Source organism: Afipia sp. GAS231 (genome assembly GCF_900103365.1).
Taxonomy (GTDB): domain Bacteria; phylum Pseudomonadota; class Alphaproteobacteria; order Rhizobiales; family Xanthobacteraceae; genus Bradyrhizobium.
Genome location: NZ_LT629703.1, coordinates 6,598,459 through 6,615,562, shown reverse-complemented (window position 1 = coordinate 6,615,562; position 17,104 = coordinate 6,598,459). Strand labels below are relative to the sequence as shown.

The window sequence follows — 17,104 nt, the reverse complement described above, 5'->3', positions numbered from 1 at the left end:
CCCATGACAGTTGACTATGGTCGCTTCGCCAACAAGTCCCATCGATCAGCTCTCCGATAGCAATCCAAACGCAGGCGCCGTGGCCGCGGCGGATCGCCGGACTATTCGACAGTCACCGACTTGGCGAGATTGCGCGGTTGGTCGACGTCGGTTCCTCGGACGAGCGCCGTATGATACGCAATCAGCTGTAGCGGCAAGGCGAAGACGAGCGGTGCGACCAGGGCCGGCATGTCCGGAAGGACAAGCGTCACCCAGCTCCCCGGCGACGCAAGGGATGCCCCCTTGCGATCCGTAATGAGGATCGTGCGGCCCTCGCGAGCGATCAACTCGTGCATGTTTGACATGGTTTTTTCGAACATCATGTCGCCCGGCGCAATCACGAAGACAGGAATATCCTTGTCGATGAGCGCGATCGGCCCGTGCTTGAGTTCTCCGGCGGCATAACCCTCGGCGTGAATGTAGGTGATTTCCTTGAGCTTGAGCGCGCCCTCCAGGGCAAGCGGATAGTTCGTTCCACGGCCAATGAACAGCGCGTTGCGAGACGACGCCAACTTGCGGGCAAGCTGGCCGATCTTCGGTTCCAACTCAAGCGCGCGCGTCATGTAACCCGGAACTTCGACCAACGCTCGCACCAGCGCCGCCTCGTCGTCAGCCGAGAGCACACCCCGGGCTCGCCCTGCTGCTATCGCAAGGCAGGCAAGCGTCGCCAACTGGCAAGTGAACGCCTTGGTTGAAGCGACGCCGACCTCCGGACCTGCGAGCGTCGGCAATACGATCTGGCTCGCGCGCGCCATCGTTGAGCTGGCCACGTTAACAACCGAAAGAACCCGTTGCCCACGCGCCTTGGCAAATTCCAGCGAGGCGAGCGTATCGGCGGTCTCTCCCGATTGCGATACGAAGACCGCCAGATTTCCGGGATCGAACGGAATGTTTCGATAGCGAAATTCCGACGCGACATCGATCTCCACCGGGAGCCCTGCGTACCGTTCGAACCAGTACCGGGCAATCAGCCCGGCGTAGAAGGCCGTCCCACAGGCTGTAATCGACACTCGATTGATATCGCGAAATCCCAATTCCGCGTCGTTCGGGATTTTGATCGTGCCGCTGGCGACATCAATGTATTGGGCGAGCGTCTGGCCAACCACGCTCGGTTGTTCGTGAATTTCCTTGACCATAAAGTGCCGGTGCTCGCCTTTCTGAGCGAGAACCGTCGCGCCGGCGATCTTGGCTGGCGAGCGCCGAAGGCGTTCGCCTTGCGCATTGAAAAACGCGATACCCTGCCGCGTGATGACCGTAACATCACCGTCGTCCAGGTAATTGATCATGTCGGTGAGCGGCGCAAGAGCGATGGCGTCGGACCCAAGGTACATTTCGCCTCGGCCATATCCGACCGCGAGCGGCGACCCCTTGCGGGCGCCGATTATCAGATTTTCGTAACCTTCAAACAGGAACGCCAGCGCAAACGCACCTTCCAGGCGCGGCAACGCGGCGCGTACCGCGTCAATCGGTACGCGTCCTTTCTTCAGCTGTTGGCTGACCAGATGAGCGATCACCTCGGTGTCCGTGTCTGTGGCGAAACACGCACCGGCCGATTTGAGCTCCTTGCGCAACTCCCGATGATTTTCGATGATGCCGTTGTGAACGACCGCAACGCCACCAACGGCGTGCGGGTGGGCGTTGTCTTCGCTTGGACGACCATGGGTTGCCCAGCGCGTGTGCCCGATGCCTATCCGGCCAACAAGCGGCTCGCAGTTGAGCATGCTCTCCAGGTTCTTGAGTTTCCCCACGGCGCGTCGCCGCGTGAGCAGACCATGTTCAAGCGTGGCAATTCCGGCGGAATCATAACCTCGATATTCCAGCCGTCTCAGAGCATCCAGAATAGGCGCGGCGGCTGGCCCTCGACCCACGAAACCGACGATTCCACACATCTGCCCTCTCCGATCGTTCGATCAACCGCTGCAGGAACATGCGTACGCTACGCCGGGAAGGTGATGGATCGGGCCACCCCCGTCGCCTCTGTCACCGCGCCCGAAGCCGGTTGGCGCAGCGGCGTTGGCCGCGAAGAATCAACAAGCGCTGTTTGCTGGCTGTCCATTCGAGGGCCTCCCTGGCAATTCTTGGCGGTGATTTTGGAAATCGCTGAAGTCGGGGTGAACGTCGGTCGGCTGCAAGATCCAAATATCTATCGAGAACAAGCCTAGCAGGACCCGCCGGATATTCGATCGCCATGATGGAGTAGGCCGAAAGAGCGCGTCACCGATACTCAGGGGTTATCGTCTCATTCGAACGACCAGCCGCGCCGACGATGTGTCCGGGTCGGCTTCTTCGTCGGTCCGATGATCTGGTATTTCCAGGGTCGGACTCTACCCCGCATCAAAACCGGTGCCGGCGTTCCACGGCGCCGGTCCGTTCCACCCTGCACCTAATCCGACCAGATCGGCTGCTCCGGCTTATCCTCAGAGGGACTCGCGCGATCGTTCAGCGAAATCGCGAGCGCCGCGAGCACTGTCCGGTTGGTGATTTCGAGCTTCTGAAAGATGTGATGAAGATGTACCTTGATGGTGCCGTCGGTAATATTCAGCCGTCGCCCGATTTCCTTGTTCGACAACCCTACGGACACCAAACGCATGATCTGCTGCTCGCGGTCGGTCAGCGCCGCCAGCGCATTCTCTGCGATCGTACTTTGCTCACGAGATGCTGCCTGCTGTGATGAAGGCAGCGCCAACAGCCGCTGACCGGCCGCGACTTCGCGCAAAGACCGCACCAGAACTTCGGGCGTCACATCCTTCAGAATAACGCTGTAGCCGTCGGCCGCACCTGCCAGCAGAGGTCCGAGCTCCTGATCGGACGCGGTGAAAACGATCAGTCGCGTGGGAAGATTTTCGGAATTGACGACGGAGAGGATGTCCAGAAAGGACACGTCGGGCATTGAGACGTCGAGGATGGCGATATCCGGCGCAAAATTCCGGAGCGCTTCGATACAACTCGCACCGTCACTGCAACAAGCAACAATGTTGAAGTCGGGGTGATCCCCGAGCACGCTGCTCAAGCCACGCAGAACGACGGGATGCCGGTCTGCGATCAAGACGCTGGTACTACGCATCGGGCGGCCCTCAGCCTATCGCCCCCAATAAGTTAAACCCCGCGCGCCACCGATTCCTTCATGTCTACTTTAAACCGGTTCGAACTATTTTTCCACCAATACGCAGCCTGTTTTTGCCGCGACGCACAAACAGTTAACGAGCATTCGCCCTTTTTGGAACTCCTCGTGACAGCGTCTGCACTGAAAACAGTCAACCTTCCAAAAATCTTCAACGCTCGATTGGCATCGCGCTCTGCGCTCGCGCTTGGGGTGCGGAAAATCGACGTTTGAGATGATAGACGACCTCCCTTCCGCGCGTAGGATCCTATACCTAAAGGTATATAGGGATACACGAAATTCGAATCTAACATTCACAAAAGCGTCACGAATGCGGAGTTCGCGCGATCTAACCAACACGACATCCTTCGAACGAAGGAAAGCAGGCTTCATAAACACGAGATTCCTCGAGATCCGCCAACGAAAACCCTGTGAACGAAGGAGCGCAGACCTACTGAAGAAGCCAAATTGCCAATTGTAAAAGTTAATTGCGTTAAACCGGGGATGTAATCAGGGCCGGGAGAGTAAAATGTCGAGGCACCAGTCTTTTGCGACGGTTCTCATTGGAAAAAGAATTTTAGTCAGGGAAGGAATTGCCAGAATACTGCGTGCGGCAAATTTTCGCACCTCCGCTTCGGTATCGTGTGCTGATGATTTGCCGCCGGGCAAGCTCCTACCCCGCCAATTGCTGTTTCTCATTGTCCACGCCGGCGACGATATCGACGTCGCTCTTGACCAAATCGAACTGTTGCGGGACACCCATCCGGGTGGACGCATTGCAATCGTGGCGGATCACTATCGACTGGACGACGTGGCGTCGGCATTTCGTGCAGGCGTCAACGGCTATTTCGTCGACATCATGACGTGCGACCTATTCACCAAGTCGGTTGAACTGGTGGCGATGGGCGAGACAATCTTTCCGCCAGCATTTCTGACATTCGCTCTCGCTCCCGAACGCCTTCTCGTCGCTGAAGCGGTCCGGCGAAACGAAAGTACGCTGGCGATACTCTCCAGGGCCACGGACACGATCGCGCCGCAGCTTTCTCCGCGGGAACAATCGATTTTGCAATGCCTGACCGAGGGCTACTCCAACAAGTGCATCGCGCGAAAGATCGATATCGCCGAGGCGACGGTGAAGGTTCACGTCAAAGCCATCCTGCGCAAGATCCGGGTGCAGAACCGGACACAGGCAGCGGTATGGGGGATGAACAACGGGTCCTCGTCGAGTCCGGCAAGCAGCAGTGCCGTGCCTTCAACTGTGGATGCGGTCCCGCGGAATCCAACGGCCATCGAGGCGATCTCTGCGTTCGTGCCAATAGCACCACCGGCTTCGCCAGGTGTGATCAACTCCGACGCTAATCACGTTGAAGTACCTCGTCTTGATCACCTGACCCGCAAGAGCATCAACCGACGAACCAACGGGACCAATGGAATGGCACGGCTGCAAAAATAGCCGGCGGTCTGCGCGTTCCGCGTCTGTTTTTGCCGGCGGCGGAAGTGACGGCAAGCAAGCCATGGCGATTGTTTGATCACCGAATGGCTGTGCGTTGTGCCCGCGCTCTTTGCCGGGCACGCGGGCCGGCACAGCCCCGTGCGACGTCGGAAACGCGACGGATCGCCGCAGCGCCAATCGGTCCAATTCGCCGTTTCCACCCGTCACCGATACGGCATTCCGGACGCCGTCACCCCCGACACACCAAAACACCGGCGTGGTCAGGTGCTGTGCAAGCCGGGTTCGGTCGAGCCGCACAGGTGCTGACCAACCCTTCCCCTGCAAACCGTTTTGGCGCGCGCACTGTTCTTTCACTATCGTTGCCATCCCGGCCGCATCGGCGCGCGATTCATTTCTGCGCTGCGCGAACCGGATAATTGCACGGCATTCATTCGCAACATCCATCTGACCGGACGCCACGCCGGACTGAAATTGTCCGCGTCACGCCCCGTCAAATCATCTCATGCGAATGCACGAAGACGCCTCGAGCGTTTACGCCTAACGTTCCCAACGCGGCATCAGTCCGGACGCCGAAGTCGGACTGTCGCAATCAAGATGAGATAGCTGAACGATTGCTGGCTCCAGCAACAACACGGAGGATAAAATGAAGGCAGTCATTCAATGCGGCGGGAAAGGAACGCGCTTGCGCCCGCATACATCCATCCTGCCAAAGCCGCTGATGCCAATCGGAGCGCGCCCCGTACTTGAGCTGGTGCTCAAATGGCTCAGGCGAAACGGGATCAGGGAGGTTTTCGTCACTACGGGATATCTCGGCCACCTCATTCGCAGCGTTTGCGGCGATGGAAATCAATGGAACATGCGGATCACCTACACCCAGGAGGTGGAACCGCTTGGAACGATCGGGCCGCTGTCACTGCTGCGCGAGCAGCTCGACGCGCCATTCCTGGTTCTTAACGGCGACGTACTTACCGATCTTAACCTCAATCAGTTCATTAGCGACCATCGCCGAACTCATGCATCTCTTACCATCGCCACCGCCAACCGCCCGACCAAGATGGATTTCGGCGTGATCGACGAGACCAACGGGCATGTCACGGGCTTTCGCGAGAAACCTGAACTATCGCATCTCGTGAGCATGGGCATTTACTGCATGGATCCAGCAATACTCGAACGCATCCCCTCGGGTGTTCCATTCGGCTTCGACGATTTGATGTTCCAGATGCTGCAGGAAGAAGTACCGGTGAACATATTCAAACATGATGGCATGTGGCTCGACATCGGACGGGTGGACGACTTCCTCAAAGCTCAGGACGTCGCATGGGACGAGCAGTCGCCCGCATTCGCAACAACGGTCGCCGCCTGAGGCAATCCCAAAATGGGGTGACAGCGCAGGCCAATTGGCCGGCTCGCCCAATCCGAAATTGGAGACCAGAACATGCTATTGGTATCGGCGCCAGTCCTGGGAGAGGAAGAGAAAGCCGCCTTGGCCGCTGTCATCGACGACGGCTGGGTGACGATGGGAGATCGAGTCCGAGAGTTTGAGCATACGTTCGCTCGCATGCATGAAGCCGAGGATTCGATCGCCGTCGGATCCTGCACCGCAGCCCTTCACCTGATCCTGCATTCGCTCGGCATTGGACCGGGCGATGAAGTTCTCGTTCCATCGCTGACGTTCGTCGCCACCGCCAATGCCGTCCTCTATGTGGGAGCTCGGCCGGTCTTCGTCGATGTCGAATCGGCGTCGGTTCCCTTGATGTCACTGGACGACGCCGAGGCCAAGTGCACCTCCAGAACCGCGGCGGTGGTTCTGGTACATTTTGCCGGCTATCTCGCGTATCGTGACGCCTGGCAATCCTTTGCCCGTCGCAAGGGCCTGCTTCTGATCGAGGATGCGGCCCATGCGCCGGGGCTGCCGGCGGTCGGGACCTATGGTGAGGCGGCCGCCTTCAGCTTCTATGGCAACAAGAACATGACCACCGCCGAGGGCGGCGCAGTCATCGCCCACAGCCGCTCTCTGAGGGAAACCATCAGGCGAGCACGGTCTCATGGAATGACAAGCAACACGCGGCAGCGCCTCACCAGTCGTCGTCCCGATTACGATGTGACAATGCTCGGATTCAACTACCGTATGGACGAGTTGCGTGCCGCCGTTGGCCTCGCACAGTTAAGGAAACTGCCGGAATGGAATGCCATCCGGCAACGTCTATCGCTGAGCTATCGCCAGCTCATTGCAGAGCATTGTCCGTTGGTATTGGTGCCCTTCGAGGCGCTGTGGCCGTCGACCCATCATCTGATACCGGTCGTGCTGCCGACGTCTACCAGACGGCAACATATCATCGATCGGCTCCGCAAGCGTGGAATCCAGACCACGGTTCATTATCCACCCGTACATCGGCTGACGTTCTACCGCGATCTCTACCCCGATACGTCCTTGCCGCTGACCGAACAATTTGCCCAACGGGAGCTCACACTACCGCTCCATCCCCGAATGACGCAGTCCGACGTCGAGATGGTGGTGAGTACCCTCGCGGCCGCAATTGGCGATGAATTTCCGGTAGGGGCAGTCGCATGACCATGCGCGAGACGGCCCATCAGCTTGTCGCGCCATCTTCCACTCCGCACGCGAACTTGCGGCGCGTCCTCGATGTTCTGTGCGTCGGCATGGCGGCGTCCGTCCTCCTGCCGGTCTTCCTCATCACGGCGTTCGCCATATGGATCGAGGGCGGCAGTCCGGTTCTGTTCTCGCAGCTCCGTCTTGGACAGAACGGACGGCCATTCCGCATCTACAAGTTTCGCAAATTCAGACCGACTTGTGACCGCCACGGCTATCCACTCACCATGGATGGAGATGGTCGCATGACGCCGGTCGGCCGCATCCTCGCCGCAACCAAACTGGACGAGTTGCCGCAACTCTGGAACGTCATGCGGGGAGATATGTCCCTGGTGGGGCCGCGGCCTGAATCGCTTGATTTCGCCGACTGCTTCCGCAACGGCTTCGAGAGACTTCTCGAATACAAACCCGGCCTTTTCGGTCCGTGCCAGGTCCTGTTCCGCCATGAGAGCAGGCTTTACCCGGCCGATGCCTCCGCGACGGATTTCTATCGACAAGTTCTGTTTCCGGCCAAGGCAAAAATCGATCTCGCCTATTTCTCGCACCGAACGCTTGCTTCCGATCTCGGCTGGATTCTTCGTGCAGCCGGGGCGATCACAGTGGCGTCCTGGACCGCATTGACGCGGCGCGATCGATCGAACGATTCTAGGCAATGAGATGGACGCACCACAATGAGCTACCACGGTACCAGGACTCTCGTAACAGGAGCCGATGGTTTCATTGGTTCGCACCTGACCGAAGCGCTCGTTTCGGCAGGAGCCGACGTTACCGCTCTGGCCCAGTACAATTCCTTCGATAGCCATGGCTGGCTGGACGACCTGCCGGAACCGACCCGACGGAAAATCAATCTCGTCCGCGGTGACATTCGCGATGCAGCTTTCGTCAGCCGCCTCGTACATGGCCACGAAATCGTGTTTCATCTGGCTGCATTGATCGCGATACCCTATTCCTATCTCGCGGCGCAGTCCTATGTCGACACCAACGTGATCGGCACGCTGAACGTGCTCGAAGCCGGGCGACAACATGGCACCGAGCGGATCGTGCACACGTCGACCAGCGAGGTCTACGGCACCGCGATAACGATGCCGATCGGTGAGTCGCATCCGCTACAGGGGCAATCGCCCTACTCGGCCTCCAAAATTGCCGGCGACATGATGGCCGAGGCTTTCGCGAGATCGTTCGGGGTACCGGTCGTGACCCTCAGACCGTTCAATGCGTTTGGGCCGAGACAAAGCGAAAGAGCGATCGTCGCCGCCACGATACGACAGGCGCTTGATCCTTCCTGCCCGGCGATCATGGTCGGTGACCCGACGACCGTACGCGATCTCACCTTCGTTACGGATACGGCGGCGGCATTCATGGCCGCCGGAATCGCGGATGGCGTTGAGTACGGCCAGGCCTACAACGCCGGCAGTCAGCGGGCGATCATGATCGGCGATCTGATCGACATCATTCTCGGGCTTACCTCCTGCGAGAAGCCTGTTCTTCAGGATGAGAAGCGCTTACGGCCGGCCAATTCCGAAGTGAGAGCGCTTCTCGCCGATTCCACTCGCTTCATAGGCGCGACCGGGTGGTCGCCGCAAGTAACGCTCGAGGAGGGACTGAAACGGACGGTCAACTGGTGGCGTGCCCGCCTTTCGACGCGGCAGGTCCGGCGGGAGAGGGACTTCATCACATGATGATTTCGCGCGGCTGGCTCCGGGTTGCCTTGTGGTGCGGCGTCGCCGTCGCACTCCTTCCTTCCAAGCCAGTCCTGCCTGAACCGCTCTCGAACGCTCAAGTCATTCCTGCACCGCGCATGGACTTGCCTGATTACCTCGTGCCGTCCGTCGATTCATCCCTCGGCATAACCCTGGTCCGCGTCACCATCCCCGACAGTGCGATGGGAAACGGTTTGGCCTGCAAGCGCTCCTATTGCACTCATCGATATTCGAGCGCCCAGGCCTGGAATGCCGACCAAAGCCTGCTTTTGATCGTCAACGGTTGCAACGGCTGGTGCTTCCTTGACGGGCAGAGCTATGCTCCCCTGTTCCGGCGACAGCGGGCGGGAGAATGCGAATGGCATCCGCAGGATCCGGAGATCATGATTTGCGTTGCAGGCCAACGTATTTCGCGGTGGGCACCGCGGCGCAACACCGAAGAGCCGGTCTTTGACACCGAGGCGTATCACCAGCTTCAATTCGGCCCCTACAAGGGCAACCCCTCATGGGACGGAAACCGCATCGTCGTGCGGGCAACGAGCCAAACCGGCGCGCTCGTCGCATTTGCATTTGATCTCTCAAGTCGTCAGAAATTTCCCGATATTGATCTGGCGCGGCTTCCCGGCCGGAACAGTTATTGCGGGATCTCGCCGCTGGGCAGCTACGTATTGTGCCAGCAATCTCTCATCGACTTCACAGATCAGGCATTCGTCTTCACTATCGAAGCCAATCTAATCCAGAGCTGGACCGAACATCATCGCCCCGCTCATGGCGACATGACCGTCGATGGCGGCGGGCATGAAGTTTATGTCGGTATCAGCAAATCCAATCCAGACAAATATCAGGTCATCAAGCGAAGGCTTCAGGACGGCGTGGTCACCGCGCTTGCTCCATCCGGCGAGGCCCAGCATGCTTCAATGCGAGCAATACACCGTCCCGACTGGGTCTTCCTGAGTTATGCCGGCAATCCGCTGGCACTGACCGGCCGCCTGCAGGCGGCCCCCTTCGCTCAGGAGGTCATTGCGCTGAAGATCGATGGCAGCGGCGAGTTTCGACGTGTCGCGCATACGCTCAACGCATCGTACGACTACTGGAGCGAAACGCATGCATCACCCTCTCCCGATGGATCGCAAGTCATTTGGTCGAGCAACTGGGAGCAGCGCGGTGGACCGGTATTTGATTTCGTTTCCCGCCTCGACTGGGCCGATCGGGATAGCGGGCAAGCCTTCATACAAGGAGATCGCCATGAACGGCAACCGTCCCAGTAGCGCTTTCGGCTGTATCTGCGCAATCGTGGCTGTGTTGGCGAGCAGCGGAAATTGCCTCGGAGCTCAATATAAGCTCGCTGCAGGCGATACGGTCGAGGTGTCAGTCGGCGGCATGCCGGAACAGCGCAAAAGAATGCAGATCCAGATCGACGGCACCATCGTTCTTCCCGGAGTGGGCACTGTAGACGTCGCGGGTCTGACCTCGGCGGAATTGCAGACCCGCATGGAGACGTTGCTGCAGTCCAGGGTCCTGCGTCAGCGCTCACCGGATGGCCGCGAGCAGGCTCTCGTCGTCAAGCCCAGGGACGTCATGACGAGCGTCGTGGAATACCGGCCGATCTACGTCACTGGCGACGTCCTCACGCCCGGGCAACAGGTTTATCGAGCATCCGTGACTGTGCGCCAGGCGGTCGCGGTTGCCGGTGGCTTTAGCCTGCTGCGCTCTCGCGCGCAGGCCGGCGCCATCGATCCGGCGGACCTCGTACGCGACTATCAGTCGTTCGCCACGGAATACGTCAAAGAGTACTTCCACGTCGTCCGCACCAATGCCGAGCTTCGTGGCGATGACAAATTTGATCAGACCGCGCCCAGCGAGATATCCCTACCCGCGTCCGCCATCGACCCAATCCTCCAATCCGAGGCGCAGTCGCTGAAGACCGCCCAAGTCGACTTTCGCAAGGAGCGAAGCTTTCTGGAGGATGCAGTGAAGCAATCGGACGCACAGCTCGTCACCCTCAAAAAGCAGCAGGACGCCGAGGAAAAAGGCGTACAGGCCGATGAAGAGGAACTCGACCGAGTTGTCAAACTTTTTAGCTCGGGGTCATTGACAAGCCCTCGCGTGACGGAGAGCCGCCGCGCCCTCTTGTTGTCGTCGACCCGCCGCCTGCAGACCACCGTCGAACTGATGCGGTCGCAACGTCAGCGCGAGGATTTCCTGCGGCAGATCGAGCGGCTGGCGAGCCAGCGAACCCTCAATCTGCTGCGCGAGCTCAAGGATTCGAACGTTCACATGGCGGACTTGCGGGTCAAAATGAAGGCCCTGAGCCAAAAACTGCAGCCTTTGGGCGGCGCGGGAGTGGTGCCGATCGAGACAAGCGATCTTCGGCCGGAGGTCACCATCGTCCGGAAGATTGGCCAACAATGGGAGCGGATCGCCGCATCGGTTGATTTCGATGTCGAGCCGGGGGATGTCGTCGACGTCGCGTTGCGCGCCCCGCGAGCGGCCGAGGCTTCGAACTGATACTATTGGGGGTACCCACAATGGGTAGCTTCCCGGCTACTTCGGGCGCCCCGTTTCAAGAAAAACGATAGCCTGGGGCGCGTGAGCGACGTTTCGCCGCTTCCTCCAGGCCATTCGACGAACAGGCAGCCCCCGCCGGCGCAAATTGCTCCAGCCGGATAGGCGGTTGGGTTACCCCCGATTTGAATTTTACAACGTTTGCCGAAATTGAAATGCTTTTGGACAATCAGTCCTCCATTGATTGAGAGGTCAGCCCTTCATTCGAACGAGGCGGCAGGCAAAGGGAATAGTAAAATGTTGAGTTTGAACCAGAGTGCCATTTCGCCCGGAACTATTGCATCGCTGCATCAGTGCAGGGAGTCGATCTTCAACATCTCGAACCGGGCCCCGGTCTGGCCTGAAGCCAATCCCGGCGAAACGCCCAACGAGCTACACGCCGCTCTGGCGCGCATTGGCTGGGGCCAGGTCTTGCTCATGCGCAACCGCGTGATCGAAGCAAGCGCGACCGCCCGCGCGATATTGGAACGCGAATACCGCCATGACGCCGGTCGCGAAACGCTCCACGGCGCCTTAAGACAACTTTTTAATCGCGCCGGGGCGCAAATTCCCGTTGGCTCGACCTCATGGCTGGCGACTTCAGCCAGGGAAGGCATCACCAGTCTCGTCAATCAGATCATCAATGCCCGATCGGATGAAACGAGCACCGTCATCCTGCTCGATCTCGACGCTCATCCGGAACCGACACCGCGGACGCTCCAGCGTCTGTTCGGCTTCACGGCTGCGGAGACGCAGCTTGCGGTCGAATTGGTGCGCGGCCGCAATTTGCTTGATATAGCCCGCTCCCGTCGACTTAGTCGTACGACAATACGCTCGCATCTGGCCGCCTTGTTCATCAAGACACAGACGCGGCGGCAGGTGGAGTTGGTGGCACTACTGGGCCGGGTCGCCGTCTTGCCCTGAAGGCTACGTGAACAGCCGGTAGCGAGCGGATTCACATCCATAACTGACGCTGACAAGCTCCAAAACAATTCTCGGCAGCGACGGGGCGAGCTATCGGCTCGCGGTCGCCAGGAACATTCAACTCGTTCTCATTCGAACGAATGGAGACACGTTCTGATCGTCCCGTAAATTATCTTTCCGTTCGCGTTTAGTCGGGAAAGACGCAAGCCAGTTGTACCCGATTTCGCGGCCCGGCGGTGTTGCATAGTGGACTGGCCGAAGGGGCTAACATGACATTACACGTGCTCTGCGTGGGGGGTGAGGATCATGCGCTGCGGATCCCGTTCCTGTCAGCTCTGCGGAGCCGCGGAATACGGGTGAGTGCTGCCGGCACAGGTACTGCGTCTCCATTTTCGGCAAGTGGCATAGAGTACCATGCTTACGAATTCGATCGATTTGGCGCCCGGATTTCCGATCGCCTGGCCATCGGCCAACTGTCGAATCTTGTGCAGGACATTCGACCCGACATTGTTCAGACGTTCGATACCAAACCAAACCTGTTTGCGCCGCTTGCCATCCGAGGTGCCGTTCCCGTTGTGCGCACCATCAACGGGATGGGTTGGGTATTTTCCTCCGCGCACCTGAAAGCGCTGACGCTGAGGCCGGTCTACCTGGCGTTGCAGCGGCTGGCTGCCTGCTGGACGACTGCGACCGTATTTCAGAACAAAGCCGATAGCCGCTTCTTCCACCGCTACCACCTGCTCGGCAACAGCCAGGCCGTACTGATCGGAAGCTCGGGAATCGATGTCGGTGCCTTCGAAGTCGCACAGCTCCGGGCGCTGCCCATTGCGAAACTTCGAGCCGAACTCGGCCTCGGCGATAGCGAAGTCGTGCTCACAGTGAGCCGCCTGACCGTGCAGAAGGGCATACCCGCACTTCTCGAAGCGGCCGCGATCGTCCATGCCGCCCGGCCTGGCGTTCGCTTCCTGCTGGTCGGTCCAAGGGAGAGCGAGGGTCCCTTTGCCGTGGATCGGGCCTTGATTGATCGACACGCACCCTACGTGATCGCGCTCGGCGCGCGAAGCGACGTTCCCGCGCTGCTCGGCCTCGCGGATGTCTTTGCCTGCCCTACTGAATATCGCGAAGGCATTCCCCGCGTCTTGCTGGAAGCAGGTCTAGCCGGCGTGCCCATTGTCGCGACGCGCGTGCCGGGCTGCGACGACGTCGTGATAGAGAACTGGAATGGACATCTCGTGCCTCAACGCGACCCGCCCGCGCTTGCCGCGGCCATTCTTGATCTGCTCCAGGATCCTGACCGCGCGAGAGCGATGGGAAGCCGTTCCATCGAGTTCGTCGGCCGTGAGTTCGACTTGAATGTCGTGACCGAGCGTTACGTCGATCTTTACCGGCAACTGCTTTCCGGCGGGAACTCTTGCGGCGAGCGGACCGGGTCGTCCCACCACGACCGTCAGCACCGAGCGGCCAGTTTGCACAGCAGAAACGCATCATGATTGGCAACGCGCTCTTCGCCTTTGGCATCGTGCTTACCACAGCTTCGCAGCTGCGGCTCCCGGCTGTGCCGCTGGGCGTTGGCGAGGTCTGCCTCGTCTTGTGGCTCGCCCTCGCCTCGTTGCGCCTCGTCGTTTCCGGCCGCATCTGCAACCCGAGAGCCATGCTCCAGATCATCGCATTCTGGGCATGCTTTGCCTTCGCCTTGAGCGTCGGAACCTGCCTCGCCTTTCTGCAGCGGGAGCTCGACCTCGACTCGATGTTGCATGACGCATTTGCCTACCTATTGATGGCAGCCATCACTTTTCTCATCGCCGCGACCATGCGAGCCGACGGCTCCCTACGCCAGACCGAGTGGTTTCTGCTTGCGTTCTGGAACATCGCCTTGGCGCTTCAGCTCGCCATGGGTTGGGGCTTCATCAGCCTGCCGTCGGTTGACCCATGGTTCTGGGATCGATTTCGGGGCTGGGCAGAGAATCCCAATCAAGTGGCACTCTACTGCGCCGTTTTTACGCCGCTGTCGCTCGGTCTGGCTCTCTCGGCCAGGGGATTTGGCCGCATCGCCGGATCCTTCAGTTGCCTACTTTCCTTCTTCGTCGGTCGACTGACCAAGAGCGATACATTTCTTGTTGCGATGGTGACCGCCTTCGCGCTCTTTCTTGTGCTGCGTATTCGGACCTGGTTGACCTCGTCCGAACACAGATCCGGTCTGCGATTTGCGGTGGCTGTCTTCGTTGTCATCGCCGCCGTTCCTCTGTCGCTCTCGTTGGCGCCGTACATTTTGGCGACCGCCGACGACGTTGAAAGTCTGGCCATCAGCTTGACCAAGGATCGCGGCGGCGAAGGGACTCAGCGCACCGCTTCCCTACGACTGCAGCTCTGGCAAGATGCGCTGCATCGCGGGCTGGAATCCGGATCGCTCGGCCTCGGGCCAGGCCCACACCTCGAGAAGCCGAATGTCGTCAATCATAGGGCGCTTCCAGCTCCTTTCGAAGCCCATAGCACGCTGCTTGACACTTTTACGCAAGGCGGTCTCCTCGCAGTGATTGCCGTTTGCGGTCTTCTCGCCGGCATTTTCATCCTCGCGCTACGAGCGAAGCTCGACGCCCAGGCCGCATTGATGGCTGCGCTCGCCATTTTCAGCATAAGCCATTTTGTCTTGCGTCACCCAATCGTCTGGTTCGCGCTGGCTGTTGGCCTGATCCTCGGCTCGTCGCGCCAACCCTCACCGCACGCATCGGAGTCTGAACCATGTGCGGGATAGCCGGGATACTTCAGGCGCCGAACACGTCTCGGTCCGTGGACCTGGATTCGATCCGGGAGATGACGGCACGCTTGCGTCATCGCGGCCCCGATGGTGAAGGTCTCTGGTGGGATCGCGACGCCGGGATCGCGCTCGGGCATCGCCGGCTCGCTATTGTCGATCTCACGGATGCGGGCCGGCAGCCGATGCTTTCCGAAAGCGGCCGGTTCGTCATCACATTCAATGGCGAGATCTACAACCATTTGTCGCTCCGCAGGGAGCTTGAGAGCCTCGGCCAACGCTTCACCGGCAGCAGCGACACCGAGGTGCTGCTGGCCATGATTGAGAGATGGGGGCTTGATGCAGCCTTGAGCCGCAGCAACGGAATGTTTGCGATTGGTCTGTGGGACCGCAAGAGCCGTATGCTCCATCTCGCCCGCGATCGTATGGGAAAGAAGCCGCTTTACGTTGCCATAACGCGAAATGCGGCGGTCTTTGCTTCGGAGCTAAAGGCGATCGCCGCTTTCCCTGATTTCCAGCCCGAAATCAATTCGCGCGCAATCGCGGAATTTCTCGCTCAGGGCTGGTTATCGGATCAGCATTGCATCTGGCGAAACGTGTTCAAGCTTCCACCCGGCACCACGCTGTCGTTCGGCGCCGGCGAACTTTTCCTTCTACGGGATACCGCCCATCTGCGGGCAAGAACACATGTCTGGTGGTCGCTGACCAACGTCGCCAGGAATGGCCGAAAGGCGCCTGCTTCAGCCGACGAGTCCGAACTCGTGTCACAACTTGACGATTTGCTCCGCCGGGCCGTGGGCGAGCGCATGGTCGCCGACGTGCCGGTCGGGTTGTTCCTGTCGGGTGGGCTCGACAGTTCAACTGTCGTCGCCCTGATGCAATCGCAATCCGCGCGGCCGGTTCGCACGTTCACCATCGGGTTCGGCGAACCAACCTACGACGAAGCAGCCAACGCCGCAGGCGTGGCCCGTCACCTCGGCACCGACCACACCGAACTCCGGCTCACTCCCGCCGACGCCAGAGCAGTCATTCCCGACCTGCCTTGCGTTTGGGACGAGCCGTTTGCCGACGAATCGCAGATTCCGACGTTGTTGCTCTCTCGTCTCGCACGCCGCGATGTTACGGTGGCTCTTTCCGGCGACGGCGGCGACGAATGCTTCGGCGGCTACTCCAGGCATCTCCTGACCAGCCGTCTTGCCCCCCTCCTCAATTCCAGTGGACCAATTCGGCGAACGGCGGCAACGGGCCTTGGGTTGCTCGCGCGCGGTTTGCGGGAGGACATCGCCAGCGCCCTTCCCCTTCCAAACCACCTGCGGCGGATGATCCAGGGCGACCGGATCAACCGCCTGGCGCAGTTCTTGAGAGGCAACGACGCCGACGAAATGTATCGGAAAACCATGCTGCTTTCCGAACTGCAGTTGACACCGGAGCAGACGGTCACTGACTCCAGCACGGTTCCGCCGCTGAACGATCTTCTCTCCGACTTCATTGTTCGCGACATGATCGGCTACCTTCCGGGCGACATTCTGGTGAAGCTCGATCGCGCCAGCATGTCGACGGGCCTGGAAGCGCGCTGCCCAATTCTCGATCATCGTGTCGTGGAGTTCTCCTGGCGGCTGCCGAACAGCGTGAAGGTGCGTCGCGGCCAGGGAAAATGGATCTTGCGGCAGGTTCTCGGCCGCTATTTGCCAGCCCGTCTGATCGATCGACCGAAACAGGGTTTCGACGTGCCTATCGGCTCGTGGTTGAAAGGCCCCCTGCGCTCGTGGGCCGCAGACCTTCTCTCCGAACCGCGTCTTCGCCGCCAGGGTCTGCTGGATGCAGCGAGAGTCCAGAGTTGTTGGCTGGATCATCTGGACGGTCGACGCGATCATTCGCGAACCTTATGGGCGGTCCTGATGTTGCAGTCCTGGCTCGATGCAACGGATGAACAGAGATCGGCTCGATCGGCGGACGTATTCGAGCCCGCGCAGTAAAGGGA

The 17,104-nt window shown here is 59.8% G+C and carries 13 protein-coding genes; 11 read left to right on the top strand and 2 right to left on the bottom strand.

Features of this window, described 5'->3' with window-relative positions; translation table 11 throughout:
* Positions 1-101: 101 nt before the first annotated feature.
* Both glmS and BLS26_RS31000 read right to left on the bottom strand, forming a co-directional pair.
* Complete coding sequence (glmS, locus tag BLS26_RS31005; RefSeq protein ID WP_092516278.1) at positions 102-1,928, bottom strand: glutamine--fructose-6-phosphate transaminase (isomerizing); 1,827 nt, start codon at positions 1,926-1,928, stop codon at positions 102-104.
* 494 nt (positions 1,929-2,422) lie between these two features.
* Complete coding sequence (locus BLS26_RS31000) at positions 2,423-3,085, bottom strand: response regulator transcription factor (RefSeq protein ID WP_244541740.1); 663 nt, start codon at positions 3,083-3,085, stop codon at positions 2,423-2,425.
* Positions 3,086-3,668: 583 nt separating this feature from the next.
* On the opposite strand from BLS26_RS31000, the gene BLS26_RS30995 reads away from it, so the two are divergent.
* From BLS26_RS30995 to asnB, 11 genes are all read left to right on the top strand, one after another.
* On the top strand, positions 3,669-4,592 hold the full coding sequence (locus tag BLS26_RS30995) for a response regulator transcription factor (RefSeq protein ID WP_092516276.1): 924 nt from the start codon (positions 3,669-3,671) through the stop codon (positions 4,590-4,592).
* A 643-nt stretch (positions 4,593-5,235) separates the two neighbouring features.
* Positions 5,236-5,955, top strand: coding sequence for a sugar phosphate nucleotidyltransferase (locus BLS26_RS30990; protein ID WP_092516275.1), 720 nt, complete (start codon positions 5,236-5,238; stop codon positions 5,953-5,955).
* 72 nt (positions 5,956-6,027) lie between these two features.
* Entirely contained in the window at positions 6,028-7,164 is a 1,137-nt protein-coding gene (locus tag BLS26_RS30985) for a DegT/DnrJ/EryC1/StrS aminotransferase family protein (RefSeq protein WP_092516274.1), read from the top strand.
* Positions 7,161-7,859, top strand: coding sequence for a sugar transferase (locus tag BLS26_RS30980; protein ID WP_244541739.1), 699 nt, complete (start codon positions 7,161-7,163; stop codon positions 7,857-7,859). The genes BLS26_RS30985 and BLS26_RS30980 overlap by 4 nt, the downstream gene beginning before the upstream one ends.
* A 15-nt stretch (positions 7,860-7,874) precedes the next feature.
* The gene (locus BLS26_RS30975) at positions 7,875-8,882 is read left to right on the top strand and encodes an SDR family NAD(P)-dependent oxidoreductase (RefSeq protein WP_092516273.1); all 1,008 of its coding nucleotides are present in this window, start codon (positions 7,875-7,877) and stop codon (positions 8,880-8,882) included.
* Positions 8,879-10,171, top strand: a complete 1,293-nt coding sequence (locus tag BLS26_RS36080) for a hypothetical protein (protein ID WP_157676633.1) — start codon at positions 8,879-8,881, stop codon at positions 10,169-10,171. Before BLS26_RS30975 ends, BLS26_RS36080 begins: the two co-directional genes overlap by 4 nt.
* Entirely contained in the window at positions 10,149-11,411 is a 1,263-nt protein-coding gene (locus BLS26_RS30970) for a polysaccharide biosynthesis/export family protein (RefSeq protein WP_157676632.1), read from the top strand. Before BLS26_RS36080 ends, BLS26_RS30970 begins: the two co-directional genes overlap by 23 nt.
* A 294-nt stretch (positions 11,412-11,705) precedes the next feature.
* Positions 11,706-12,371, top strand: coding sequence for a helix-turn-helix transcriptional regulator (locus tag BLS26_RS30965; RefSeq protein WP_092516271.1), 666 nt, complete (start codon positions 11,706-11,708; stop codon positions 12,369-12,371).
* A 269-nt stretch (positions 12,372-12,640) separates the two neighbouring features.
* Positions 12,641-13,861 (top strand): glycosyltransferase, encoded by a 1,221-nt coding sequence (locus BLS26_RS30960; RefSeq protein ID WP_092516270.1) that lies wholly within the window; start codon positions 12,641-12,643, stop codon positions 13,859-13,861.
* Complete coding sequence (locus BLS26_RS30955) at positions 13,858-15,123, top strand: O-antigen ligase (RefSeq protein ID WP_092516269.1); 1,266 nt, start codon at positions 13,858-13,860, stop codon at positions 15,121-15,123. Before BLS26_RS30960 ends, BLS26_RS30955 begins: the two co-directional genes overlap by 4 nt.
* On the top strand, positions 15,111-17,099 hold the full coding sequence (gene asnB, locus BLS26_RS30950) for an asparagine synthase (glutamine-hydrolyzing) (protein ID WP_092516268.1): 1,989 nt from the start codon (positions 15,111-15,113) through the stop codon (positions 17,097-17,099). Before BLS26_RS30955 ends, asnB begins: the two co-directional genes overlap by 13 nt.
* The last annotated feature ends 5 nt before the right edge of the window (positions 17,100-17,104 follow it).